At 44.4% G+C, this 25181-nt stretch carries 24 protein-coding genes; 4 read left to right on the forward strand and 20 right to left on the reverse strand.

Annotated elements, in window-relative coordinates; all coding sequences use genetic code 11:
• Window positions 1-60: 60 nt before the first annotated feature.
• The 4 genes from MHB45_RS15710 to MHB45_RS15725 form a co-directional block, all read right to left on the reverse strand.
• Window positions 61-573 (reverse strand): adenine phosphoribosyltransferase, encoded by a 513-nt coding sequence (locus MHB45_RS15710; protein ID WP_034308789.1) that lies wholly within the window; start codon window positions 571-573, stop codon window positions 61-63.
• Window positions 564-2939: a single-stranded-DNA-specific exonuclease RecJ gene (gene recJ, locus MHB45_RS15715; RefSeq protein WP_072273318.1), complete on the reverse strand. Its 2376-nt coding sequence runs from the start codon at window positions 2937-2939 to the stop codon at window positions 564-566. The genes MHB45_RS15710 and recJ overlap by 10 nt, the downstream gene beginning before the upstream one ends.
• Window positions 2940-3084: 145 nt before the next feature.
• A complete protein-coding gene (secDF, locus tag MHB45_RS15720; protein ID WP_048683737.1) occupies window positions 3085-5346 on the reverse strand; it encodes a protein translocase subunit SecDF in 2262 nt (753 codons plus the stop codon).
• 196 nt (window positions 5347-5542) lie between these two features.
• Window positions 5543-5848, reverse strand: a complete 306-nt coding sequence (locus MHB45_RS15725; protein WP_034308797.1) for a post-transcriptional regulator — start codon at window positions 5846-5848, stop codon at window positions 5543-5545.
• A gap of 170 nt (window positions 5849-6018) precedes the next feature.
• Here MHB45_RS15725 and spoVB point away from each other — a divergent pair, with 170 nt between their 5' ends.
• Window positions 6019-7581 (forward strand): stage V sporulation protein B, encoded by a 1563-nt coding sequence (spoVB, locus tag MHB45_RS15730; RefSeq protein ID WP_048683730.1) that lies wholly within the window; start codon window positions 6019-6021, stop codon window positions 7579-7581.
• 29 nt (window positions 7582-7610) lie between these two features.
• Here spoVB and MHB45_RS15735 read toward each other — a convergent pair whose 3' ends face one another.
• On the reverse strand, window positions 7611-8267 hold the full coding sequence (locus tag MHB45_RS15735; protein ID WP_048683772.1) for a DUF421 domain-containing protein: 657 nt from the start codon (window positions 8265-8267) through the stop codon (window positions 7611-7613).
• A gap of 194 nt (window positions 8268-8461) precedes the next feature.
• Between MHB45_RS15735 and MHB45_RS15740 the strand changes: the two genes are divergently transcribed.
• Entirely contained in the window at window positions 8462-8833 is a 372-nt protein-coding gene (locus MHB45_RS15740) for a TIGR04086 family membrane protein (RefSeq protein WP_096337820.1), read from the forward strand.
• A 46-nt stretch (window positions 8834-8879) separates the two neighbouring features.
• Here the strand turns inward: MHB45_RS15740 and yajC are convergent, their stop codons facing one another.
• The 6 genes from yajC to ruvA are packed head-to-tail and all read right to left on the reverse strand — an operon-like array spanning window position 8880 to window position 13278.
• Window positions 8880-9164 (reverse strand): preprotein translocase subunit YajC, encoded by a 285-nt coding sequence (gene yajC, locus MHB45_RS15745; RefSeq protein WP_048683727.1) that lies wholly within the window; start codon window positions 9162-9164, stop codon window positions 8880-8882.
• A 43-nt stretch (window positions 9165-9207) separates the two neighbouring features.
• Window positions 9208-10347, reverse strand: coding sequence for a tRNA guanosine(34) transglycosylase Tgt (tgt, locus tag MHB45_RS15750; RefSeq protein ID WP_034308807.1), 1140 nt, complete (start codon window positions 10345-10347; stop codon window positions 9208-9210).
• 36 nt (window positions 10348-10383) lie between these two features.
• On the reverse strand, window positions 10384-11412 hold the full coding sequence (gene queA / locus MHB45_RS15755; protein ID WP_340908003.1) for a tRNA preQ1(34) S-adenosylmethionine ribosyltransferase-isomerase QueA: 1029 nt from the start codon (window positions 11410-11412) through the stop codon (window positions 10384-10386).
• Between the two features lie 38 nt (window positions 11413-11450).
• Window positions 11451-11657: a DUF2905 domain-containing protein gene (locus MHB45_RS15760; protein WP_048683720.1), complete on the reverse strand. Its 207-nt coding sequence runs from the start codon at window positions 11655-11657 to the stop codon at window positions 11451-11453.
• The gene (gene ruvB, locus MHB45_RS15765; RefSeq protein ID WP_048683716.1) at window positions 11654-12652 is read right to left on the reverse strand and encodes a Holliday junction branch migration DNA helicase RuvB; all 999 of its coding nucleotides are present in this window, start codon (window positions 12650-12652) and stop codon (window positions 11654-11656) included. Before ruvB ends, MHB45_RS15760 begins: the two co-directional genes overlap by 4 nt.
• 11 nt (window positions 12653-12663) lie before the next feature.
• Window positions 12664-13278 (reverse strand): Holliday junction branch migration protein RuvA, encoded by a 615-nt coding sequence (gene ruvA, locus MHB45_RS15770; protein WP_048683713.1) that lies wholly within the window; start codon window positions 13276-13278, stop codon window positions 12664-12666.
• 55 nt (window positions 13279-13333) lie between these two features.
• Between ruvA and MHB45_RS15775 the strand changes: the two genes are divergently transcribed.
• A complete protein-coding gene (locus MHB45_RS15775) occupies window positions 13334-13495 on the forward strand; it encodes a hypothetical protein (RefSeq protein ID WP_176702869.1) in 162 nt (53 codons plus the stop codon).
• Between the two features lie 81 nt (window positions 13496-13576).
• On the opposite strand, the gene MHB45_RS15780 is transcribed toward MHB45_RS15775, so the two are convergent.
• The 4 genes from MHB45_RS15780 to safA form a co-directional block, all read right to left on the reverse strand.
• Window positions 13577-14086, reverse strand: a complete 510-nt coding sequence (locus MHB45_RS15780) for a BofC C-terminal domain-containing protein (RefSeq protein ID WP_373689759.1) — start codon at window positions 14084-14086, stop codon at window positions 13577-13579.
• Between the two features lie 100 nt (window positions 14087-14186).
• The gene (locus tag MHB45_RS15785; protein WP_161922306.1) at window positions 14187-14786 is read right to left on the reverse strand and encodes a YhcN/YlaJ family sporulation lipoprotein; all 600 of its coding nucleotides are present in this window, start codon (window positions 14784-14786) and stop codon (window positions 14187-14189) included.
• A 102-nt stretch (window positions 14787-14888) separates the two neighbouring features.
• Window positions 14889-15836 carry a phosphotransferase gene (locus tag MHB45_RS15790; protein ID WP_072273321.1) on the reverse strand — a complete coding sequence of 316 codons (948 nt, stop codon included), beginning with the start codon at window positions 15834-15836 and terminating at the stop codon, window positions 14889-14891.
• A complete protein-coding gene (safA, locus tag MHB45_RS15795) occupies window positions 15826-18378 on the reverse strand; it encodes a SafA/ExsA family spore coat assembly protein (RefSeq protein ID WP_340908004.1) in 2553 nt (850 codons plus the stop codon). The genes MHB45_RS15790 and safA overlap by 11 nt, the downstream gene beginning before the upstream one ends.
• A 335-nt stretch (window positions 18379-18713) precedes the next feature.
• Between safA and ypfJ the strand changes: the two genes are divergently transcribed.
• Window positions 18714-19559 (forward strand): KPN_02809 family neutral zinc metallopeptidase, encoded by an 846-nt coding sequence (gene ypfJ / locus MHB45_RS15800; RefSeq protein WP_072273323.1) that lies wholly within the window; start codon window positions 18714-18716, stop codon window positions 19557-19559.
• Between the two features lie 470 nt (window positions 19560-20029).
• Here ypfJ and MHB45_RS15805 read toward each other — a convergent pair whose 3' ends face one another.
• The 5 genes from MHB45_RS15805 to nadB form a co-directional block, all read right to left on the reverse strand.
• Window positions 20030-20221 (reverse strand): hypothetical protein, encoded by a 192-nt coding sequence (locus tag MHB45_RS15805; RefSeq protein WP_199777166.1) that lies wholly within the window; start codon window positions 20219-20221, stop codon window positions 20030-20032.
• Between the two features lie 92 nt (window positions 20222-20313).
• Entirely contained in the window at window positions 20314-21261 is a 948-nt protein-coding gene (locus MHB45_RS15810; protein ID WP_340908005.1) for an IS110 family transposase, read from the reverse strand.
• A gap of 306 nt (window positions 21262-21567) precedes the next feature.
• Complete coding sequence (nadA, locus tag MHB45_RS15815; RefSeq protein ID WP_072273324.1) at window positions 21568-22674, reverse strand: quinolinate synthase NadA; 1107 nt, start codon at window positions 22672-22674, stop codon at window positions 21568-21570.
• Window positions 22671-23522, reverse strand: coding sequence for a carboxylating nicotinate-nucleotide diphosphorylase (nadC, locus tag MHB45_RS15820; protein ID WP_072273325.1), 852 nt, complete (start codon window positions 23520-23522; stop codon window positions 22671-22673). The genes nadA and nadC overlap by 4 nt, the downstream gene beginning before the upstream one ends.
• Entirely contained in the window at window positions 23503-25086 is a 1584-nt protein-coding gene (gene nadB / locus MHB45_RS15825) for an L-aspartate oxidase (protein WP_072273326.1), read from the reverse strand. The genes nadC and nadB overlap by 20 nt, the downstream gene beginning before the upstream one ends.
• Window positions 25087-25181: the final 95 nt, after the last annotated feature.

Consider the following 25181-nt stretch of genomic DNA (forward strand, 5'->3'; position numbering starts at 1 on the left):
AAATCCAGCTAAAATGGGGAAAACAGAAAGAGAGCACCCTGGTCAGAGTGCTCTCCTTTATTAAAAGCTCATTAATGTCAAGACATCATAGCCGTCTAATTTATCTTTTCCATCCAAGTCAGTCAATTCAATAAGGAAGGCAATCCCGGCTACAATTCCGCCAAGCTGTTCAACCAATTTGATCGTCGCTTCGATTGTTCCCCCGGTAGCAAGCAAGTCGTCCGTAATCAGGACACGCTGTCCAGGTTTAATGGCATCTTTATGGATTGTCAATACATCCTTGCCGTATTCCAAACCATATTCGACTTTTATCGTTTCACGTGGAAGTTTTCCTTCTTTTCTCACTGGTGCAAAGCCCACTTCCAATGAGTATGCGACTGGACATCCGATAATGAATCCGCGTGCTTCCGGCCCGACCACCAAGTCGATATTTTTATCGCGGGCATACTCGACGATTTGGTCTGTTGCGTATTTATAAGCTGCGCCGTTATCCATTAATGTTGTAATATCTTTGAAGACGATACCCGGTTTTGGCCAGTCTTGCACAATTGTTACATATTGCTTTAAATCCATTGCTTTATTTCCTCCTCAAGGTCTGTTGCCTCATGAACTAAATAATGATTGAACCAATCGAATAATTGCTGATAGGAAGAATAAACAAGCTCTTGTTCAAGCTCAAATTGCTCTTTCTTTCTTGTATACGATTCAGATTCACTGAGATCGCGTTTTTTCGCATTGGTTGTGAGCATAATTAACCCATTTTCTATTGTAACAAAATCAAGCTCAAAAAACACCTTAGAAATGAAATCCACTGTATCTCTTGACCAGCCGCGATATTTGGCCAGGTCATCACCATATCTTTTCACATCAAGCGGACCCTTCTTGGCAAGGAAGGCATAAAACCATTTAAAATGATCCCTTGTCGGCATCGTACTTAAGAAATGGTCCTGTTCATGGGAAAGGTGAGCGTAGATACGGGAAGGGTTCTTTTTGGCAACCGCCCGTTTCAAATATTCCCTGGACGGCGGCATGTCCATGAGTACCAAATGCCCTTCGAAGCAGTCGAGCTGCTCAGCATCCAGTTCATTCTCGATATGAACGAGATCTGGATGGTTTTGCAAAAATGGATATCTGCTATAAATATCTTCCGAGAAAATGACGATTTTCCGGTTTTGTGCAGGAATGTCGGCAAGCCACTTCTCTGCCTGTCCCTTGCCGCGGTAATCGAATAACTGCCAATGGTCCACCGAGACATCCTGGACAAAGATCTGGGGCTTTTTCATATTATTCCACTCATTGATGGAGAGCTCTCCAATCACCGAAACTTCAGCATGCGGAGCTATTTCATCGACAAAATGACCGAGACCGAAGCCCACACCGTCAAGTTTGTGTTTTTCACCATCTTCCAGCTGAACCTTCAAGTGATTTTGGTTGGCACCAATTTTGCGGACACTTGAAAGTTGTACGGAATCTATCAAAATCTTCGGCTTGGGATTCGTAACACCAAATGGTGCAAGCAAGCTCATTTCCTGAATCGTTTGAACGGAAACTTCAGCTAAAGTCGTAGCACCGTCCAAGTTTGTAATCGGTGTGAAGTCCTCTTCGTTCAGTTCTTCCTTAGCAATCAAGTTCATGCGGTCCCTAAGCTCCTGAACATCTTCTATTTTCAACGTCATTCCAGCTGCCATGGGATGTCCACCGAAATGAGGCAGCATTTCACGACATTGGGAAAGACTTTGAAAAAGATCGAAACCAACGATGCTCCGAGCAGAACCTTTAGCTAATCCCTTATCCCGATCATAGCTCAATACAATCGTCGGCCGGTAAAAGCGTTCAACAAGTTTAGAGGCCACAATCCCCACAACTCCGGCATTCCAGCCTTCCCTGCCGATGATGAGCACGCCATTGGACTCCGGCGGGAAGTTTTCCTCGACTTCAGCAATCGCTTCCTCAGCCATTGCTGCAACCATTTCCTGCCGCTCTTTATTGATATCGTTGATTTCATTAGCAAGTTCCATTGCTTCTTCCAGATTTGCGGACATCAATAAATCAACAGCGGGATCGGCATCTCCAAGGCGCCCGACAGCATTGATCCTCGGTGCCATTGCAAATCCGATCGATTCTTCATTCAATGCTTCCTGCTGAACATTCGCCACTTTCATTAACGCAACAAGTCCCGGGCGGCGAGTCAATCGTAACTGCTCGATGCCTTTCGCAGCAATGACGCGGTTTTCCCCTTGTAAAGGCACTAAATCCGCTATCGTCCCGATTGCCGCTATTTCTAGCAAATCATCAGGCAATTCCCCAAGCAAGGCGTGTGCAAGCTTAAATGCGACTCCTACTCCGGCAAGTTCTTTAAATGGATAGGAACTGTCCTCCAGTTTAGGATGGATGATCGCCAATGCCTCAGGCAATTGCGGTCCCGGTTCATGGTGGTCAGTCAAAATATAATCCATGCCTAGCTCGGCGGCAAGTTTCGCTTCAGCGACTGCGGAGATTCCGGTATCGACGGTTATTAATACCTTCACACCTTGCTCGGCGGCAAGGCGGAATGCCATCGGATTCGGACCATATCCTTCTGTAAACCGATTAGGGATATAAAAATCAACATCGGCCCCCAATCTCGTCAGCGCCGTCATCATCACTGTGGTCGATGTCACGCCATCCGCATCATAATCACCGAATATACGTATTTTTTCTCCATTTTGAATGGCTTCCTTTATTCTATATACTGCTTTATCCATATCCTTCAATAAAAATGGGTCATGAAAAGTTTGATTTTTTACAAATAAAAACGATCGGGCACTTTCAATCGTATCAAGGCCTCGATTCACAAGCAGGGCTGCAACCAAAGGTGTGATATGAAGCTCTTCAGCTAGTACAGCAACTTTGTTTTCATCGGCAGTTCGCAAGTTCCACCGGGTTTTTGGTTTTAACATTTATTCACCCCTCAACCTACTCATTATACAAAACGAATATACCAGTTTCAATTTTATTTTAAACTCATAATTGGCTGTAATTCCCTATTCAATAAGCTAGTTCAACAAAAAGAAGGCTGGCAACACGCCAGCCCCCTTTCACCTATTAAACTTGTCCTTCAAGACTTTGTTTCTTTTCTTTAGCGGTATTCAGCGGACCTTTCTTCTTCAATTCCCTGATTTTCAAATCAAGCCAGAATTGGGAAGCGATCAATAGCGATGAATACACGCCGCATATTAAACCGATAAACAGGGCAATGGAGAAGTTACGAATAGCTTCACTGCCGAAGATCATCAACGCGATGACCGTAATGAGAACGGTCAGAACCGTGTTAATGGATCTAGTCAGCGTTTGCCTGATACTGATGTTCACAATGTTCTCAAGTTCTTCGACGGTTTTGATTTTACGGCTGAAGCGCAGGTTTTCACGAATGCGGTCAAAGGTTACGATCGTATCATTGATCGAATAACCGACGATCGTCAGAACCGCAGCAATGAAGGTGATATCCACTTCGAGCCGGAGCAAGCTGAAAATCGTGATGATGAAGAATGCATCATGTACAAGCGCAACCACGGCAGGTACAGCCATTCGCCATTCAAATCGTATCGATACATACAATATGATTCCGATTGAGGCAATCGCTAACGCAAACATGGCATTTTTCGCAAGCTCTTTTCCTACTGTCGGTGATACGGTGCTGACATTCGGTTCTGCTCCGTAATCCTTCTTGAAATGGTCCTTCAATTCAGCAATCTCTTGCTTATCAAGGACACCGACTGTCCGAACGACAGCATTTTTATTGTCTTGTCCAGCGAGCCTGACATCCTTGATATCATCTTCGTCGATACCGACCTTTTCCATTTCGGTTTTGACTTGCTGAGTCGTCAAGACGTCTTTGGATGCAATCTCGATTCGGGTGCCGCTCGTGAAATCAATCCCAAGATTCAATCTGAAGACGAGCAGGAAGATGATTCCGATAATGGTGACACCGATTGAAATGCCGTAAAAAACTTTCCGATGTTTCACGAAATCAATTTTATCAAAGCGGGTTGGCAATGACATTAAATCCATTTTCTCGGATAAATCGTGAATATTTTTCTTCTTCACGCCAAACCATCCTGTACGTTTGTCCAGGAACCCGCTATTCACCCACAGGCTCATGAAGAGGCGTGTACCATAAACGGCTGTGATGAAGCTCATTAGGATCGAAATGATCAAAGTGGTGGCAAACCCTTTAACCGAGCTAGTTCCATAATAGAACAGGACGGCCGCAGCCAGCAGGGTCGTTAAGTTGGCATCCGTGATTGTAGCAAGTGAATTCTTGGTACCTTCTTTATATGCTGCCTTGACCGATCTGCCTAGTTTCAATTCATCCCTGATTCGCTCATAAGTAATGATATTGGCATCGACAGCCATCCCGACCCCGAGAACCAATGCCGCAATACCTGGCAGCGTGAGCACCGCATTCATCCAATCAAACACTAATAGCGTCAAGAAAATGTAGATGCTTAAAGTGACGACTGCAATGAATCCCGGGAAGCGGTAATACACAAGCATGAAGATGAAAACAAGTGCAATTCCGATGATTCCCGCAAAAATAGTATCATTCAGTGCACCTGCACCGAATTGGGCACCTACTGAAGTGGAGTATTTTTCTTTCAAATCAACAGGCAGGGCACCTGCATTCAGAAGGGCTGCAAGCTCTTTCGCTTCTTCTAACGTAAATTGACCGGTGATATACACCTTCTTCGTATTGAAAACTTCACTGACTGCTGGAGCTGAAATCATATTGTCTTGTGAAGCCGTATCCTTAATGGAATCTTTTCCTTCCTCGAAATCCAGCCAGATTGCAAGTACATTGGTCGGACTTTCCATCGAAGATATTTTTTGAGTGATGTCCTTAAATTTATCCACATCTTTCAATGTGACTTCGACAACCGGTTTATTATCTTGGAACGTTTGTTTCGCGCCGCCTTCTTTCAGGTCGGCACCGGTCATCATTTCCTTATCGTTGTAATCACGGAAGGATAATTTAGCTTGTGTAGAAAGGATTTCACGAGCGTTGTTTTGGTCTTTGACCCCAGCCAATTGAACGCGGATCCGGTCTTTCCCCTCTATTTGTATGTTAGGCTCGCTAACCCCCAACACATTGACACGCCGTTCAAGTGAGCTTACTGTAGCCCGTAAAACTTCCGGGGTGATCTTTTCCCCTGACAGCGGTTTTACTTCATATAACACTTCAAACCCGCCTTGAAGATCAAGACCCAGCTTGATATCCTTTAGGATTCCTTTTGAAGTCGTACCCATCGCTGCGAAAATCAAAAGTGCGATTAGAAAAAACGCAACGATCCTGCTTCTTTTTACCATTATGTAGTAGGCCCCTTTCTATAATACGCCTGTTCCTGAAGTTAATAAAACCGTCATTTTTTGTTTATATGATCACTGCATACCCTTTGCTTTTTGAGAAAAAAGACACAGCTTTCCATACTTTTTCCAAAAAAAGCATAACCATATCTATTATGAGTCATATACAAACAGCTGTCAATTTAAGTATATCTTTGCGTTATTCTTTCAAAAGCTCCTTCAGTTCCTCTTCAGAAAGCGGCTCGAATAGGTTCGGTGATTTATAAGCTTCGACCATTTGGAAGGTCATGAACTGGTTGCTCGAAAATGTCACGATATCTGCGACAAGTTCATGAAGATGAATGTTTTCCTGCGGGCGCTTCCATTTATTTTTGGTTAAGGTTCCCCATATGTCTTCCTCTGTTACGGCATTCAATCCGACCATTTGGAATTCCTCACGCTTACTCTTTAAAAATGGACGCACCTTTAGATAATACCTTTGATAGGGATGATTCTTTTTTGCCATCATTTTGCCTCCAGTAAAATGATTCTCAAATGAATGCGCATTTTCTTAGAAGGGTTTCTTATCATTTGTTAGAACGCAAACAAACACTTTTGTCATGCTTTGTTCAAGTACAAGCATATAGATAATTGTATAGCATAACCGCTTTTTTGAGAAGGCAGGGAGGGAGTTCAATGTCCAAATTTTTAAAAGGGACGCTGATTTTATTAATCGCAAGCCTGATTACAAGAGTTCTTGGTTTCATTAACCGTATTGTCATCGCCCGCTTCATCGGCGAAGAAGGCGTTGGTTTATATATGATGGCTTTACCGACACTCTTTCTCGTCGTGAACATAACCCAGTTAGGCCTGCCTATCGCCATTTCTAAATACGTGGCTGAGGCCAATGCCAGAGGTGATGAACGGAAAATCAAGAAAATCCTTGTCGTCTCTTTGGCCTGCACCTTTACTCTATCGATGATTTTCACTCCTGCGATGCTGCTTTTCGCGCCGGTTCTATCAGAATACCTATTCACGGACGAACGGACGTTATGGCCGCTCATGGCTATTGCCCCAATCGTACCGATCATCGCCATTTCATCCGTACTGCGCGGTTATTTCCAAGGCAAGCAAAATATGAAGCCCTTCGCTTTCTCACAAGTTATCGAACAGGTGGCCCGAATCACTTTCATTGCCGTCCTGACCAAGGCCTTTTTGCCATATGGAATCGAATATGCGGCAGCCGGGGCAATGCTTGCATCGATTATCGGTGAGCTCGTCTCTCTCATTTACTTATTGACCAGCTTTAAAATAAAGAAACATTTTAAGTTCAGGAAGGGTTTCTTCAAGAATGTCAAATCCGGAAAAGGAACGTTCACCGAATTGATGGGGATCGCCCTTCCTACCACCGGAAGCAGGATGATTGGATCGATATCGTGGTTTTTCGAACCGATAGTGGTCGCCCAGAGTTTGGCACTTGCCGGGGTCACCGCGGCCGCAGCCACCAGTCAATACGGGGAGTTGACTGGATACGCTCTGCCTTTACTCATGCTTCCTTCCTTCGTTACATCATCATTGGCGACGGCACTTGTCCCGGCAGTGAGCGAAGCCCGTACGACCGGAAACTTTTTACTCGTTGAACACAGGCTTCAACAAGCCCTGAAAATCACCTTTATCACAGGCTGTTTAGCTATCGTCATTCTGTTCATCTTTGCCGAACCGATCTTACAAGTCATGTATGGATCTTCGCATGCTGCTGTTTTCATTAAATTCCTGGCACCTTTTTTCATCCTTTATTATTTTCAATATCCGCTGCAATCCATGCTGCAAGCACTGGACCTTGCAAAGGCCGCAATGTTCAACAGCCTGGCTGGGAACATTCTTAAAATCGGTGTGATCTGGCTGCTGGCTTCAAAGGAAAGTTTCGGGATCATGGGAGCCGCAATCGGGATAGCTGTCGGTACGATGCTCGTTACTTTCCTGCATTTTTCAACCGTGCTGAAGGTCGTCCCTTTCACGCTTCATTTCCGAAGCTATATGTCAGCTCTGGTCCTTGCTTTAATTTCAGGATGGGGCGGTTATTATCTTTATCAATTCCCGCTCTCCTCACAGCCTATCGGCATACGGCTTTTGCTTTCCGTAACCGTCGTTATCCTGCTGTTCACATTTTTCCTGCTCATGACCGGCAGCATAAAAAAGGCCGATCTGATCAGGATTCCTGTAGTGGGCGGCTTCTTGTCAAAATTAGCTTGGAAATAAAATGAACCGAAGCACTCAAAGGCTTCGGTTCATTTCTTCGTTTCATTTTTATCGATGTAAATCTGGCCATCTATGTACCCGCAAATCGAAATCTCTTTAACCTTCGTTTCTCCATGTTCTTTTAACTGATCCAGAAGCCAAAAATGGTTTTTCCCAATTTTATCAAGATTTTTTTCCTGTATCTCCCCATCGACAATCAGCGGGAATGGTACCTGACTTTCCGACCCTTCTTTGTCGCTTTTTTTAATCACCGAGAGCTTTCCTGAAGTTTCAAGGATGGCAAATTGCACTTCGTTTATATCAATAATTCCTTGTTCACGAAGTTGCGTCAATAAGTCATCAAAATTATATCGTTGTTTGCGCATCGCTTTTTCATCTATTTTCCCCTGATTAATGATGATCTGTGGCTTACCGTCCATGAAATTGCGTAATTTGACACTTTTCAATGAGGCAAATGCCAATGTGATTTGGAGGAACGCGAGAACAAACATCGGGATAGTCTGTCGGATAAACGGTTTTTCCAAATCTTCAAAGGATAGCACAGCAATGTCCCCTATCATGATGGATACCACTAAATCGAGAACGCTCAGTTCCCCAACTTCCCGCTTACCCATCATTCGAAAAAGGAACCAGATAACCAGATAGATTACCGTCGTTCGAAAAATAATCCCTAGATAGATATCCAATTCAACAACACTTCCTTCATCCATAGCATGGCTTGGGAAATGAAAAATTACTCCATAAATCTTTTCTAATTTTACGTGAAGCTTCTTAAACCTGGTCTAAAGGTTCGATATCGGGAATATGCTTGTACAAACACATAAACAGGCTATACGTATCAGCCTTTTAAAAAGGAGGAATACCCATCGAAACTAAAAAAATGAGTGTCGCCGTAATTTATGGCGTAGGCTCCATCTTTGCCATAGCGATGATTGCTAGTTTAATCGTTTCCATCCTTCTTCGCTTTACTTCATTGACGGAATCATCCCTGACATACGTGGTCATGATCGTGTCCTTTTTATCGCTGTTCATTGGTGGATTCATATCAGGAGGCAAAGGGAAAAAGCAAGGACTATTCCTGGGCGGAAGCACTGGGCTGCTTTATCTGTTGGTCGTGTTCCTTTTTCAATATTTAGGTCACGATGCCCTTTTCACCATCAAGCAATGGATATACTATGGCTGTTTCGTGATTACGGCCATGATGGGTGGCGTTCTTGGGGTCAACATGAGTTCCGACTCACGCTCCGATTAAAAAAAGACAGCAAAAAACCGGGCGCATGGCCCGGTTTTCGTTTGTTTTATAGGGATGTTTCTTTATTCGGTGCGCTTTCCGTAATTTCACGGATTGCTGCACGGTCAAAAGTCAGTTTTGTACCGTCTGGTGATTTAATGACGATTTGCAGTTCATCGATTGCATCGATTGTTCCGTGCATGCCGCCGATAGTAGCAACTTTATCACCTTTTTTCAAACTGCTTTGCATGTTTTGCGTAGCCTTTTGGCGTTTTTGCTGCGGACGGATCAATAAGAAATAGAACAATACGAACATTAAAATCAACGGAAGTATTTGTGTTAAAGAACCCATTTAAGTATATTCACTCCTTTCGTTCATTAAAATATTTATGGAATTAGAAGTTTCTCGCATTTGGTTCATTGAAACCATACTGCTCAAAAAACTCTTCCCTAAAGTCTCCAAGACGATCTTCTCGAATAGCTTGTCTGACCTGTTCCATCAAGTTTAACAGAAAATGAAGATTATGGTAAGTCGTTAGGCGAATTCCAAAGGTTTCTTCACATTTAATCAAGTGGCGGATATATGCCCGGCTATAATTCTTGCAAACATGGCAATCGCAATTTTCATCGATTGGACCGAAATCGCGTGCATACTTCGCATTTTTCACAACCAGCCGCCCATTGCTCGTCATGAGTGTACCATTACGCGCGATTCGCGTCGGCAGTACACAGTCAAACATATCAACACCGCGGAGTGCACCATCGATCAATGAGTCCGGTGAACCGACCCCCATAAGATAGCGCGGTTTGTCAGATGGCAGCAGCGGAGTAGTAAACTCAAGGACGCGGTTCATGATGTCCTTCGGTTCCCCTACGGATAGTCCTCCAATAGCATAACCCGGGAAGTCAAGGGAGACAAGGTCTTTTGCACTTTGTTTGCGAAGATTTTCAAACTCCCCGCCTTGAACGATTCCGAACAACCCTTGGTCATTTGGACGCTCATGCGCATTCAAGCAGCGTTCCGCCCAGCGCGATGTCCGTTCAACCGACTTCTTCATATACTCTTCAGTCGCCGGAAATGGCGGACATTCATCAAATGCCATCATGATATCGGAGCCAAGCGCGTTTTGTATTTCCATCGCTTTTTCAGGGGATAAAAATAATTTATCGCCATTCAGATGGTTCCTGAAATGCACACCCTCTTCTTCAATTTTGCGGAACTCGCTTAAACTGAAGACTTGAAAGCCGCCTGAGTCGGTCAAAATCGCCCGATCCCAGTTCATGAACTTATGCAATCCGCCAGCTTCCTTGATGATTTCATGCCCCGGACGCAGCCATAGGTGGTACGTATTGCTCAGGATGATGCCTGCCCCCATTTGTTTCAAATCTTCCGGGGACATCGTTTTGACAGTAGCCATCGTTCCAACCGGCATAAATGCCGGCGTTTCAAAAGAACCATGCGGCGTATGGACCCGGCCTAGCCGTGCCCCTGTCTGTTTACATGTTTTGATTAACTCATATCGTATTGCAGTCAACGCAATAACTCCCTTCAAGAGCTTCTCACTCTAATATTACTTAATTAACATTGCATCTCCAAAACTAAAGAACCTGTATTTTTCTTCCACAGCCGTTTCATAGGCATGAAGGACATGCTCCCTGCCTGCAAGTGCAGAAATAAGCATGATTAAAGTCGATTTAGGCAAATGGAAGTTCGTTATCATCGCATGGATCCCTTTGAACTCATAACCAGGATAGATGAAGATGCTCGTCCAGCCATTCTCTTCCTTGAAAACCCCGTCATTACGGGACGCAATCGTTTCCAATGTCCTTGTGGACGTAGTGCCGACCGTAATGATTTTCCCGCCTTTTTCCTTCACGTCATTCAGTAATCTGGCAGTGCCTTCCGTCATTTGATAAAATTCCGAATGCATTTCATGGCTGTCAATATCGTCGACACTTACCGGACGGAATGTACCAAGCCCGACATGCAGCGTGATGAAGGCGATGTGGACACCCATCCCTTTAAGTTTCTCAAGCAAATCCTCCGTAAAATGCAGGCCAGCGGTAGGTGCCGCTGCAGATCCCCGTTCCCGCGCATAAACGGTTTGATAGCGGTCCTGATCGTCGAGTTGTTCCTTGATGTATGGAGGTAACGGCATTTCGCCCAGCTTCTCCAGTATTTCATAAAATATGCCTTCATATTTAAATTCAAGGATTCGGCCGCCATGCTCGAGTACACCTGTACAGACGGCACTCAGCTTACCATCGCCGAAAACGATCGTCGAGCCTTCCTTAATCCGCTTGGCCGGCTTCACAAGCGTTTCCCAGACATCATCATGCTCTTGCTTAAGCAGCAATACCTCGATTTTTGCACCCGTCCCTTCTTTACTGCCGTATAGTCGGGCCGGAAGCACCTTTGTATCATTCAACACCAGACAATCTCCCGGTTTGATATATTCCGTGATATGGCTGAATACATCATGCTGGAGCTTACCGGTTTCTTTGTCCAGTACCATCAATCTACTTGCTTCCCTATCCTCCAAAGGAACTTGGGCAATCAGTTCCTCCGGTAAATGAAAATCAAACATATCCAATTTCATCTGTTCCACTTCCTTACATGTCTATCAAGCTGTAATCATTATTTAAAACGGCCGATCAAATAAAAAATCGCGGACAACACAACACTGACGATGATTGATGTAACGATAGGAAAGTAAAAAGTCGTATTCCCCTTTTTCAGAAAAATATCTCCCGGCAGCCTGCCGAGATGAATGTATTTCATCGCAAAACCAATCACGAATATAACCACTCCCAGAATCATGACCATCTTTGGTATATTCATCATTCAGGCATCTCCATTCCGAAATGCTCATAAACAAGCTGTGTTGCCATCCGGCCTCTAGGGGTACGCTGAAGAAAACCGACTTGCAACAGATATGGTTCATACACATCTTCGATCGTATGTGCCTCTTCGCCAATCGTTGCCGCAATCGTTTCCAGGCCCACGGGCCCGCCACGGAATTTTTCAATGATCCCTTTAAGTAATTTATGGTCAATATGATCGAGTCCTAAACGGTCGACCTGCATTAATTCAAGCGCATAATCGGCAAGCTCGGCCGTTATCGTCCCATCACCGCGTACCTGGGCGAAATCCCTGACCCTCCGTAAAAGCCGATTGGCAATTCTCGGGGTGCCCCTTGACCTTCTTGCAAGCTCTGCCGCTGCTTGACCATCCATTTCCGTATCCATGATTCTTGCTGTACGGATGATGATATCAGTCAAATGGTTTTCCGTATAATATTCAAGACGGCTCAAAACACCAAAACGGTCCCTGAGCGGTGCAGACAGTGAGCCTGCCCGTGTCGTGGCCCCTACGAGGGTGAACGGCGGCAAGTCGATCCTGATCGAACGGGCTTCCGGTCCCTTACCGACTACTATATCCAGACAAAAGTCCTCCATAGCCGGATAAAGCACTTCCTCGACGACACGGGGAAGACGGTGAATCTCATCAATGAACAATACATCACCTGGTTCAAGTGCACTCAAAATGGCCGCCAGATCTCCCGGCCGCTCAATGGCGGGACCGGAAGTCGTGCGGATATTTACACCCATTTCATTGGCGATGATGACGGCAAGCGTCGTCTTGCCAAGACCAGGCGGTCCATATAAAAGTACATGATCGAGCGTTTCTTCACGCATCCTTGCCGCCTCGATGTATACACTCAAATTCGCTTTCACTTTATCCTGTCCGATATATTGCTTTAAGTTTTGCGGCCGCAGGCTTTGTTCAAAGGACAGTTCGTTCAAATCGGCTTCCTGATTGAATATTCTCTCCTCCATTGCGCCACTCCTTATCTTAACATCATTTGCAATGCTTTCTTAATATATTGCTCGGTCGTCATATCTTCAGCCTGCAATTTCTTGGCAACCTTTTGAACTTCCTTTTCAGAATAACCAAGAGCCTTCAATGCAAGAATGGCTTCATCCAATTCCTCCGTATAACCATTTGGACTGATCGCAGCCGTGACGCCTTCGTTAAACAAGCTTGGAAACGCATCCGGAATAATGTTCTCCAGTTTCCCTTTTAAGTCGAGAATCATTTGCCGTGCCGTTTTCTTTCCGACTCCCGGGAATTTCACCAAAAATGATTCATCTTCATTTTCGATCGCCTGTACCACCTGGTCAACCTGGCCTGATGCCAATATGGCTAGAGCACCCTTCGGCCCGATTCCGGTTACATTCAATAATTTTGTGAATAACGCCTTTTCTTGACGAGTCTGAAATCCGTATAATGCCGCCAGATCCTCACGAACATAATGATACAAAAAAACTTGGATTTCTTTCTGGTATTGAGCGGAAAAAATAAAAGGATTCGGCGTCATGACTTGATATCCGATCCCCCCATTTTCCACAACTATGTATTCAGGTCCAATATAATCGACCTTGCCTTTTATATAATCATACAAATTAATTCTCTCCCTGATTTTGCTGTACCTCTCATTTTATCATAAAAAGGGGGTGTTGTTCATTAAAAGTTATTTCATAATCGGCAAAGTAATGCTTAAAACAAAGTTGATTGAAACAGGTGTGCAAGACCAGCGTCCAAGGGAGACCCGACAGGCGCAAAAGCACCAAGGGTGGACCGTACGCGGAAAGCATGCCTGCAGTGGAAATCAACGGTAATGGTAAACACAAAAAAAACTGTAGACAACTCCATCATTATCGAGTTAGTCTACAGCTTGAAGGGTGGGACATCATCCCACCCTAGTTTACCGAATATGGCTCATATTCTTTAATGAGCTGTTTATATTGGTCTTTATTCATGATCGGAATCCCTTTTTGCAGTTCCTCCTGCTTGTATGCTTCAAGTTTACCAACGTCTATTTGGTAGAATGTATGAATGATCTTGGCGTGCTCAGGCCTGCCGATAAAAATGGATAATGTACCATCTTCCCTCATCCCAAGGTAACCATTCGCTTTTAACAGCGGAGATATGTCATTCTCAATTTTCTTCATGACAATCTGCTCTTCATTTTGATCGACTACTTGCCATCCTTCATATTTTGCCCAAAAGTCCTCCATCGACCAAATTGTTTCTGTCAATTTCTCTTCACTTAACTCGCCATCCAAATACATACGCTGAAGAATGACCTTCCTTTCAATTGGATCATTTTCCTTTTGAACGGTTTCTTCCGCAAAAACGGTTAAGCAAAATGGCAATATGAAAAGTGCCATGAAAAATTGGATTCTAAGTTGATTAAACAATATACTCACCTCTTAAGGCGTTTACTTTTTATGTAGTTTGACCCAAATAAGGATTATTAACCAGAAAAAAATCAAAAAAAGCTGACTCCAAGTCGGGTCAGCCCACAAATTATTTTAAGTGATTTTCGTGGATGTTAAGGTTATCGAACATGTCATTGGCATCCAAAATGATCATTTCCCTCGTATCGCCATCCCGAAGATTGTTATCAAGTGTCATCGTCCTGAAATAGACACCTTCATCCGTGGTTACATATAGGGTACGGCCATTGGTAAGCGGTCCGATCTCCTTCTTGATTCTTTGTTTGACATCTTTTGCTTGGCTGTAGTCATCAAGCAGCAAGGCTACCAGCATTTCATCTTGCATGATGATTGTCCTGGCATCGCTAACCTGCTCCACTTTATTGGCGACACCATTTACTCTGTCGGCTAAAGAGCCTTCATAAGAATTATAATAAGATGATTTTGCCTTTAGCGGCTTACTTTCATGTCCATGGTAGTTACGGTCACTCTTACTGTACGCATCATCTTTATTGTATAAACCTTGCACCATATTCTCATAATTGATGTTTCGTACCAATGCATCTTTTTCATGGTACCCTGTATCATTCGTGATATTTTCATTTTCCGCTGTATCATTATTAGCACATCCAACCAAACTGACGGCGGCCAATACCGTACAAAGCGGCTGTGCCCATTTTATTTTCTGCACCAATAACCCTCCCATTGCAATAGAATGAGCTATATTCCGCTCATAATTAGCATGGGTGTCGAAAGGGAAATGTACTCTGTAAGATACGGCCAAAAACCCGTTTTAATTCCTATTAAGGGAAGAAATCCTTTTCGCCAATTTTTCATTCATCTCCATCCGCTCCGAAAAACCTTCCACGGTCATTTTCCAGACCGAATGAAGCTGGGAAGAACTTTTATTAAGACGATTCCATTCACGGAAGATATCGGTAGGGTAAGTTAAAGCATATAAAAAGGCCAGGTCTGACTGATACCTTTGCAATTGCGGCACTTCCCACAGCTCGTTGGCCGCATCTTCCAGATGTTGCGAAATTCGATTTGCATACTGTAAATAATCAATGCACCTTGGGGCATTTGCCATTAAGTCAAAATCGATTAAAGTCAAAGTGCCGTCCGCTCTCCGCAAGAAATTATGGTGGGCGCAATCACCATGAATGATGACTTTCTTTTCCTTATCCCATAAAGACTGATATTTATCAAACCCCTCTAGCGACCATTCCCCCCATCTAATCCATTCCTTGATAATATCTTCGGAAACATATTGGCGAACATAAGAAAAGTTCTTTTTAAATAGTGATAAGCGTTCTTTCCACTTTTTTGATTGATTGAACACAGGCGCGTTAATGGAGAGATTTTCCGACACATCATGGAAGCTTTCCAGTAACTGAATGCCTTCTAAGCGGTCCTTATCATTGGAAAACCTGAATTTTTTCTTGTTCGGCGGAAAATAGTCCATACTGCCATACCATTTCCCTTTAAATTGAAAGGGCATTAAATTCTGATGAATATAATACGTTTGATGAAATCCCTTTTGTTTTAATAAAGAAGTCAGTTCCCTTTGCCGATCCCATTTTTCAAAACTGTCAAATCCTTTAAGGATTATTGAATGACCTTTTTCAAAAGTTATTAAATAGACACTGCTTTGAATATGGTGGACATTCTTTGGCTTACGATTTAAATAAGAGAGGAGACGAGTGTTAAAAACACTGTCTCCTTGATGATTAGTAGTCATCGCTTTCATCTACATATGTCGGTATCCCAAATGTTTCAGGTGCACGAACGCCCCCGAATTGGCCTGGCTGGCCTCCCATTTGTCCAGGTAACATAGCTTCAGGCTGCCCCCCAAGCTGTCCGCGCATCATGTCCGGCTGACCACCAAATTGTCCAGGCATCATTCCTGGTTGACCTCCGTTTTGACCACCCATCATCATGCCGGGCTGGCCTCCGTTTTGACCGCCCATCATCCCAGGTTGGCCTCCGTTTTGGCCGCCCATCATCCACGGCTGGCCTCCGTTTTGACCGCCCATCATCCACGGCTGGCCTCCATTTTGGCCGCCCATCATCCACGGCTGGCCTCCGTTTTGGCCGCCCATCATCCCTGGCTGGCCTCCGTTTTGGCCCCCCATCATCATGCCGGGCTGGCCTCCGTTTTGACCGCCCATCATCTCTGGCTGATCTCCGTTTTGGCCACCCATCATGCCTGGAGGACCTCCTATTTGCATCTCCTTTATGCCGGGCTGGCCTCCGTTTTGGCCGCCCATCATCATGCCTGGTGGCTGACCTCCGTTTTGACCGCCCATCATCATGCCTGGTGGCTGACCTCCGTTTTGGCCGCCCATCATCATGCCTGGTGGCTGACCTCCGTTTTGACCGCCCATCATCATGCCTGGTGGCTGACTCCCGTTTTGACCGCCCATCATCATGCCTGGTGGCTGACCTCCGTTTTGACCGCCCATCATCATGCCTGGTGGCTGACCTCCGTTTTGGCCGCCCATCATCATGCCTGGTGGCTGACCTCCGTTTTGGCCACCCATCATCATGCCTGGTGGCTGACCTCCGTTTTGGCCACCCATCATCATGCCTGGTGGCTGACCTCCGTTTTGGCCGCCCATCATCATGCCTGGTGGCTGACCTCCGTTTTGGCCGCCCATCATCATGCCTGGTGGCTGACCTCCGTTTTGGCCGCCCATCATCATGCCTGGTGGCTGACCTCCGTTTTGGCCACCCATCATCATGCCTGGTGGCTGGCCTCCGTTTTGACCGCCCATCATCATGCCTGGTGGCTGACCTCCGTTTTGACCGCCCATCATCATGCCTGGTGGCTGACCTCCGTTTTGGCCGCCCATCATCATGCCTGGTGGCTGACCTCCGTTTTGGCCGCCCATCATCATGCCTGGTGGCTGACCTCCGTTTTGGCCGTCCATCATCATGAATGCTTCCGATTCTACTGACTCATCATCAAATGGATATTGCATATCCATTCCCATCTGAGATTCTTTAGGTGACATCCCAGGGGATGGGGCCTGTTGCTGTGATTGAACGGATTGATATTGGTGATAATCCGGATGGTGATGTGCATTGGCATCCATCCCTTGGTTCCCTTGATACTGTCCCTTCACTTCCGGTCCATAAGTTCCAAGCAGCCCCTTATTACAGCCGCAATCTTCCTCTTCCTCACCGGCAGTCTGTGAAAACTGAGGGAAGTTTTGATTATAGGAAGGTGATTCGCCTGATGACTCATAATCTTGTTGCATATATGAACCTGCTTGGGGTTGTTGATTCATCCCTCCATAATAATGGTGCGGAACCGGTGCGGAGGCTTGATATGGATAATATTGCTGGCTTGGTGCATTCATGCTCGCCCCTTGGACAAATCCTTGATCCATCATTGGCATGTCAGGAGATTCTCCCCAAATATCAGAGCTCTCTTCCATCATTTGATAACCATGCATTTCCGGAGCCGCCTGATACCCTTGAACGCCTTGGTATGGGGCTTGCATGCCTTGCATGTGCATCTGCGCCCACGGTGGCGGTTGAATGCAATAGCCGCTTCCAGGCAAGATTGGCGTTACTGGAATACAATCATCCACCGGCTCATCCTGAGCTGACTGTACAGCTGGCTTTTTCTTCTTCTTTTTAGTGACTGCTGGCTCTTCTTTTTTCTTTGGCAAAGGCGGTGGTGCAGGAGGCTTTTGCACACTCATATTGGTCATGTTGACCATATAATAATTATTGACATCGATTTCTGGAATTACCGGCATCGGCACCGGCATTTCTTTTGGAACGACTTTTTCCTTTTCTTTAATGATAGGCTTTGGCTGAATGATTTGCTGCTCTTTTTTTGGTTTTTCAACGATTGGTTGCTCTTTTACAGGCTGTTGAAATTTCGGTTGCTCTTTTACGGGCTGTTGAAATTTTGGCTGTTCTTTTACCGGTTGTTGAAATTTTGGCTGTTCTTTTACCGGTTGTTGAAATTTCGGTTGTTCTTTTACTGCCGGTTTTTGCATAATTTGCTGCTCTTTCATTGGTGCTGGCTGAGCCTGATACGGTAGAATTTGGGATTCTTTCATTCCCGGCTGAATATTCACGTTTGGTTTACCTGTTTCTTTTATTACAGCTCCGGATGTCCCTGGAATTTTAATTTTCATTCCGGGCATCATCATGTCCGGGTTGCTCAATTGCGTGTTAACTTTTTTAAGTTCTTCAAAACTGACGCCGTATTTTTTGGCGAGTTTCCAAAGTGTATCGCCTTTTTGGACTATATGAATTTTCACGCTGTTAACCCCTCCTGTGCATATGTCCATATATTCTATGAAGCAGTGGGTGAAATGCTATTATTTTTATCATGAAAACTTATGCGTGAAAAATGACTTTTATGATTGGATCAATGATTTAGGGACATGGAAGGTACTTTTTTGGAGAAGAAATAAATGATATGACATCTTAACCATTGCATTCATCCTAGAGAGGAGGCAATGGTTTTTTAGTTATGTTCTGAAATGCTTCTTTCAAGCTTCTGTCTAAATTCAGGGAAATCCGGGTATAAGAAAGTAAATGGCCTAAGGCTTTGTCTTCAGGTACTTATCTTACATTCCTGGGGGGAATAATAATGAAATGGAAAGGTAGACAGGGCAGCTCGAACGTCGAGGACAAAAGAGGGATGAGCGGAAAAAGCATGGCCGGAATCGGCGGAGGGGTCGGATTGGTAATTGTCTTGATCGTGACGCTCCTTGGCGGTAATCCAAGCGAATTGCTGGGAAGTTTGAATTCTACTGAATCGAACAATGGCAGCTCTTATGTCGAAACGGATGAAGAGAAGGAGCTTGCGCAGTTCGTATCTGTCGTCCTTGCAGAAACGGAGCAGGTCTGGACAGAAGAATTCCGTAAAAATGGACTGGAATATAGGGAACCTACCCTTGTCCTGTATTCAGATAGTGTCGAATCTGCATGCGGGATGGCGGCTTCTTCGGTAGGGCCATTTTATTGTCCTGGTGACATGAAACTATATATTGATCTCAGCTTTTATCAAGAGTTGAAGCAAGAATTCCAGGCACCCGGGGATTTCGCCATGGCCTATGTCATTGCCCACGAGGTCGGACATCATGTTCAGACACTTTTAGGGACAACGGAAAAGGAAATGCCAGATCGGTCAAAGGTCAGCGAGACTGAATATAATAAGCATTCTGTCCGTCTTGAATTACAGGCCGATTATTTGGCTGGAGTTTGGGCACATCATGTCCAAGGAGAGAATTTGCTTGAAGAAGGCGATCTTGAGGAAGCCTTGAATGCAGCAAGTGGTGTGGGAGATGACCGTATCCAAAAAAAGGCACAGGGGTACGTGGTTCCAGACAGCTTCACGCACGGTACATCCGAACAGAGAAAACGGTGGTTCAATAAAGGATTTAAATCCGGTGATATGAATGAAGGCAATACTTTTAAAGCGAATAACCTCTAAAAGTTCTTACTTGTTTCAAAACAAAAAAAGGGGGAGCTTGTCCCCCTTTCCCGACTGAAGACAAATTCGAAGAAAAGCGAGTTTGTCTACTTTTTTTATGGTGAAAATTATAGTCGATTTCAGGAATCCGCTCCCTTTCCGCCGACTGTCCGCCAAGCGTCTGTGGGGTCTCGGCTAGCCAGTTATTCGGCAGGTGTGTCGCAATTTCCTTCCATCTGGTGAGTTTCAGCTAAAACAGTAAAAATACACGTGGATTACTCGGTCTTGTTTTAAAATCACGGCAATAATCCCTTGATAAAATTGTATTCGGGATAAACCATTCAATCCTCATTAGGTCGGCTAACTGAACGGGTGTCTTACCCCTCTTTTTTTGTATGAAAACACTTTAGTGAAAGGCCATACTTAAATAAGCCCACCATATTCTAATTTTTTTGAAGGACGTAAATGTACTATGCCGTTAATTTAACTGGTTATGCAGTTTGTTGTTCAGATGGATCGATTGTATAGCCTTTCTTTTTTAGGTATTCGATCATTTTTAATTCTTTGTTATTTTGTTTTTCTTCAAGGTAATTTGAGCCTAGTTCTTGATAGGGTTCCCCTGTTTTTAAGATGTTGTAAGCAATCGTTAGTAGTAAATGAGCAGAAGCGATTCGTCCCTTCATTTTTCCCTGCCTTTTGGTAATCCTTTTTCGATGTGAAGCAATTCGATTATTTTGCCTTGATGTCGCTAGTACACACTCTACAGCCATCGTTTTCAAAGCTTTGTTACCTTGTGTGGTTTTACTCGTTTTTTTTTACCAGCACTTTCGTAATTTCCAGGACTCACACCAGCCCAAGAGGCAAGATGTTTAGCTGACTTAAATACGGACATATCAACGCCCATCTCTGCAATAAAAGTAGCTGCGGCAGCTTTGTTCACACCAGGTATTCCATCCAATAATCCTACTTCCTTACGATAGGGGGACAGGAGTTGATCGATTTGTTTTTCCAATTCTTCTATGGCTTTTTCTAAATAACTCATATGCTCCCAATGGTAACGCAACATATCACGATGATGACGGCGAATACGACCATTAATTGCACTGGCAATGTTAGTAATACTTGCCTTTGTTCGCCAATCCACCATTTTTCGAAGACCATCGGTCTCTATTTTTTCACCGTTTAGAATCGCTTCAAGGATACGGCGTCCCGATACACCAAAAATGTCTGATAATACGGATGTTAGCTTGATATTAGCATCTTGAAGAATTTTGTGAATGCGATTCTGTTCTGATGTGCGATGATGAATCAATTTTTTTCGATAACGAGTAAGATCTCGTAAATCACGAATATCCTCCGGTGGTACAAAATTGCTTTCAATAAGTCCACATCTTAGAAGCTTGGCAAGCCATTCGGCATCTTTCACATCAGTTTTACGTCCTGGAACATTTTTGACATGTCTTGCATTGGCAAGAACAAGGTGAAAAGAACCTTCGAGTATATTCCATATTGGTTTCCAGTAGACTCCGGTACTTTCCATCACAACATCGGATACCTGAAGGGTAGCGAGCCAATCACTTAAAGCCAAGAGTCCTGTTGTTGTAGTTGAAAATGTTTCAATAGAGGTCTTTGGCTTTTGATCTAATGGACCAAATAATACACAGGCCACTACTGTTTCTTGGTGTACATCTAGGCCAGCACACCGTTCAATCATTGCTTCCATAGGAGAAATCACCTCAAAAAAAGATTAACAATACATATGACAGGAGATTTGTTACAAAAATTTTTGTATACGTACTAGCAGTACACTAAATGGTTCTTCCATACTGTCACAACCAGTTTCTTATACAGGGTATCTTCCTTAAGATCCACCAAAAAAAGTTCAGCCTGGTTGTATTGTTATCATCCATTATTGTCAAGGGGTTAATGGGTTAGACTCTATTTTTGAGTTTAGATTTTCGTAGTAGATGGTGGCGGCGAGGAGCGCCGCCATAGGAGTTTCTTATGATTCAAAGTCTTTTGCACTAACTCAAACGCGTTCCAGCATTCTGTTTAAAGCCAGGATGGCATTATCCGCAATGCTCTTCTCCACTTTTATCGGATTGATGATTATACCTTCTTCAATGGATTCAAGTGCCCACAGCAGGTGAGGCAGATCAATCCGGTTCATTGTTAGGCATGGACACATATTCGGATTTAACGAGATGATGTTCTTGTCAGGATTATTGGCGATAAGTCGCTTGACAAGGTTCATTTCCGTGCCGATTGCCCAGGAACTGCCCGGTTCTGCGCTTTCGATCATTTTTATGATGTACGATGTCGAACCTGCATAATCTGACAGGGCGACTACCTCACGGCGGCATTCGGGATGAACGATGATATTCATTTCAGGCTGCTCCGCTCTAAGCGTTTCAATATTCGCCGTAGTGAAATTTTCATGGACTGAACAATGTCCTTTCCAAAGAAGTACCTTCAGATCTTCGAGTTCCCCTTCATAGATCAATTCATCTTTATGCGGATCCCAAACAGCCATTTCATTCAATGGGATTCCAAGGTCAAAGGCTGTATTCCTCCCAAGATGCTGATCGGGAAGAAAAAGGATTCTTTCTTTTTGCGCGAGGGCCCACGAGACCATCCCTTGTGCATTGGAAGATGTCACCGTTGCCCCGCCATTTTTCCCTACAAAAGCTTTGATGGCCGCAGTGGAATTAACATAAGTAAGCGGAAGGATCGTATCGCCAAATAATTCCTGAAGCTTTGTCCACGCCCGTTCCGTTTGTTCTATATCCGCCATATCCGCCATGGAGCAGCCTGCACGCATATCAGGAAGGATAACCGTCTGCCCTTCTTCGGTCAAAATATCGGCTGTTTCCGCCATGAAATGCACGCCGCAAAACACGATATAATCCGCTTCTCGATTTTGCGCGGAAAGCTGGGCCAATTGAAGTGAATCCCCCGTTGAATCCGAAAATTGAATGACTTCCTCCCGTTGATAATGATGACCTGGGATATAAAGACGGTTCCCGAGTCGCTTCTTGATGTCATGGACCCGATTCTCCATCTCTTCCTTTGTCATCGTTTTATACTTTTCAGGCAATGTATTTCCTGCTGTTTTAGCCATCTCCAATATGTTCATTTCAATATCCCCTCCTGCTCTTTGACCTTTGCGCTGATATCAAGTGCCCTGACACTGTGCGTCAAGCTGCCCAACGAAATATAATCTACCCCTGTTTCCCGATATGAGGCTAGATTGTCTAAATGGATTCCTCCAGAAGCTTCAGTAATGATGTGGGCGGGAACCAATTTGATCAGTTGCTTGATTTCTTCGGGGCTCCGGTTATCGAACATGATGATATCTGCACCGGCTTTCACTGCTTCAAGCACCTGTTGTGGTGATTCCGTTTCCACTTCCACTTTAGTGGTATGTCCCAGTTTGGATTTTACCGTTTGTACCGCTTTCGTTATGGACCCAGCGAAAGAAATATGGTTGTCCTTTATCATGACTGCATCATATAAACCATAACGGTGATTGAATGCCCCGCCTGAGCGGACCGCATATTTTTCAAGCATCCGCAGGCCTGGTGTAGTTTTCCTCGTATCACATGCTCTCGTCTTCGTCCCCGCTAATATCATGGCAGCTTTATGAGCCTGTGTCGCAATGCCGGACATACGCTGCAGCAAATTCAAAACGACCCGTTCCCCTTTTAAAAGAGAGGCCATATCGCCGGTCATTTTTGCAAGCTGCTGTCCTTCTTCGAAAACTTCGCCATCTTGAACAAAAAGGAAAACCTCTATTTGCTCATCCAACAATGCAAATCCCGTCTGGATTACGTCCCCTCCACTGAAGACCCCGCCTTCTTTTGCGATGAATGTCAAGGTTCCTTGTTCACCTTGATCAAAAATCGTATCACTCGTTACATCGCATTCCCCTATATCTTCCATTAAAAATTGTTGCAGCATCTGCTTAAGCTTCAATATATTCATATAGTTGTCTCCCCTTCACTCGGTTTTTCACATCCGTGCAGGCAAGGATAACCGAATTATCAAGCCATTGGGTGTCATCTTCGCTTGGATAGTCACTGCGGAAATGACCGCCCCTGCTTTCCGTCCTGGTCAATGCGGATTCGGCAATCAGCCACGCCACGATTAAGGCATTGATTTTCGTTATTTCTTGTATCGATAATGCCGTTACTTCCACATGCAGCAATTTTTCGATATTAAACGTTTCAAGATAATCCTTCAGACGAGTTAAACCCGCTTCATTTCGAACGATTCCCGCTTCGTTCATTAATTTTTCCTGCAATGTCGTGAAATCAGGTAAAAAGGAAATTTGGCTGGAACACTTGGACTGCTCTTTTTCTTGCGGTATTGACCTTGACGGCACTTTAGCAAGGAAACGGCCTAGCGTATTTCCAAAAACCAGTCCTTCGAGAAGCGAGTTGCTTGCCAATCGGTTTGCACCATGTACACCAGTGCATGCCACTTCACCAACTGCATACAAAGAGGGTACTGAGGTTTGCCCCGATTCATCCACTTCAATCCCTCCCATTAGAAAATGGTTTCCAGGTGCAACCGGAATTTTCCCCAATTCAAGGTCCAGCCCGCTTTTTTCACATAATGAGGTCACTGTCGGAAAACGATTTTTAAAATCCTTGATCATCGAAATATCCAAAAATACCTTTTCACCGCGCTGTATATAAGAAAAGATCGTCTGTGCAACAATATGCCTTGGTGCTAGATCCTTCAAGCTATGGACATCCTCCATGATTGGCTTTCCCGTTTCCGTCACTAATCTCGCACCATCCCCGCGAACCGCTTCTGAAACCAGACCTTTCGCTTTGCCATTTACAAAAAGCAGGGTCGGATGGAACTGTATGAATTCCATGTCACGAACTTTTGCACCAGCCTTGAATGCAAGTGCGATTCCATCACCTGAAACCATTTGTGAATTTGAAGTGAAATGGTATAGGGAGCCACAGCCGCCTGTTGCCAAAACCGTCTGTTCAGCATGATAGGTTACGAGTTCCCCTGCCTTATCAAGTGCTTTGACGCCTATGCAAGAAACATCTTTCCCGATGATCAACTCCACTGCAGTAACATCCTCCATCACAGTAATCGATGATTTTTTCAAGCAGCCTATAAGATGTTCAATGATGTACTTTCCGGTAGCATCACCGTGACTATGGAGGATTCTTCGTTCACTGTGGGCGCCCTCCATGCCAAGCAATAGAGTTCCGTCATGATCATGGTCAAATTGCATACCCGATTCTATAAGTTCAGCTATAACCGAAGGTGCCTCTTCGACGAGTTTTTCCACTGCCTTCACTTTGTTATATCTCTGACCAGCCGCCAGCGTATCTTTTTTATGTAAGGATACTCTGTCACGATCAGATATTGCAGCAGCAATCCCGCCCTGAGCTAAATATGAATTACCATGACGGATATTTGATTTTGTGATGAGTATCACATGCTTATGCTCACTTGCTTCCAATGCCGTTTTCAAGGCAGCAATCCCGCTGCCTATCACGATGATTTCCGCTTTTACCATTATTTCATTCCTCCTGTTTATGACAGGTGTCTTGACAACTATATTTACATATTATTAAACTATTATCAAGAGTTTTTTAAGATTAAAGGATGGAA

The sequence above is a fragment of the Peribacillus sp. FSL K6-5616 genome (assembly GCF_038008245.1).
Classification (GTDB): Bacteria; Bacillota; Bacilli; order Bacillales; family DSM-1321; genus Peribacillus; species Peribacillus frigoritolerans.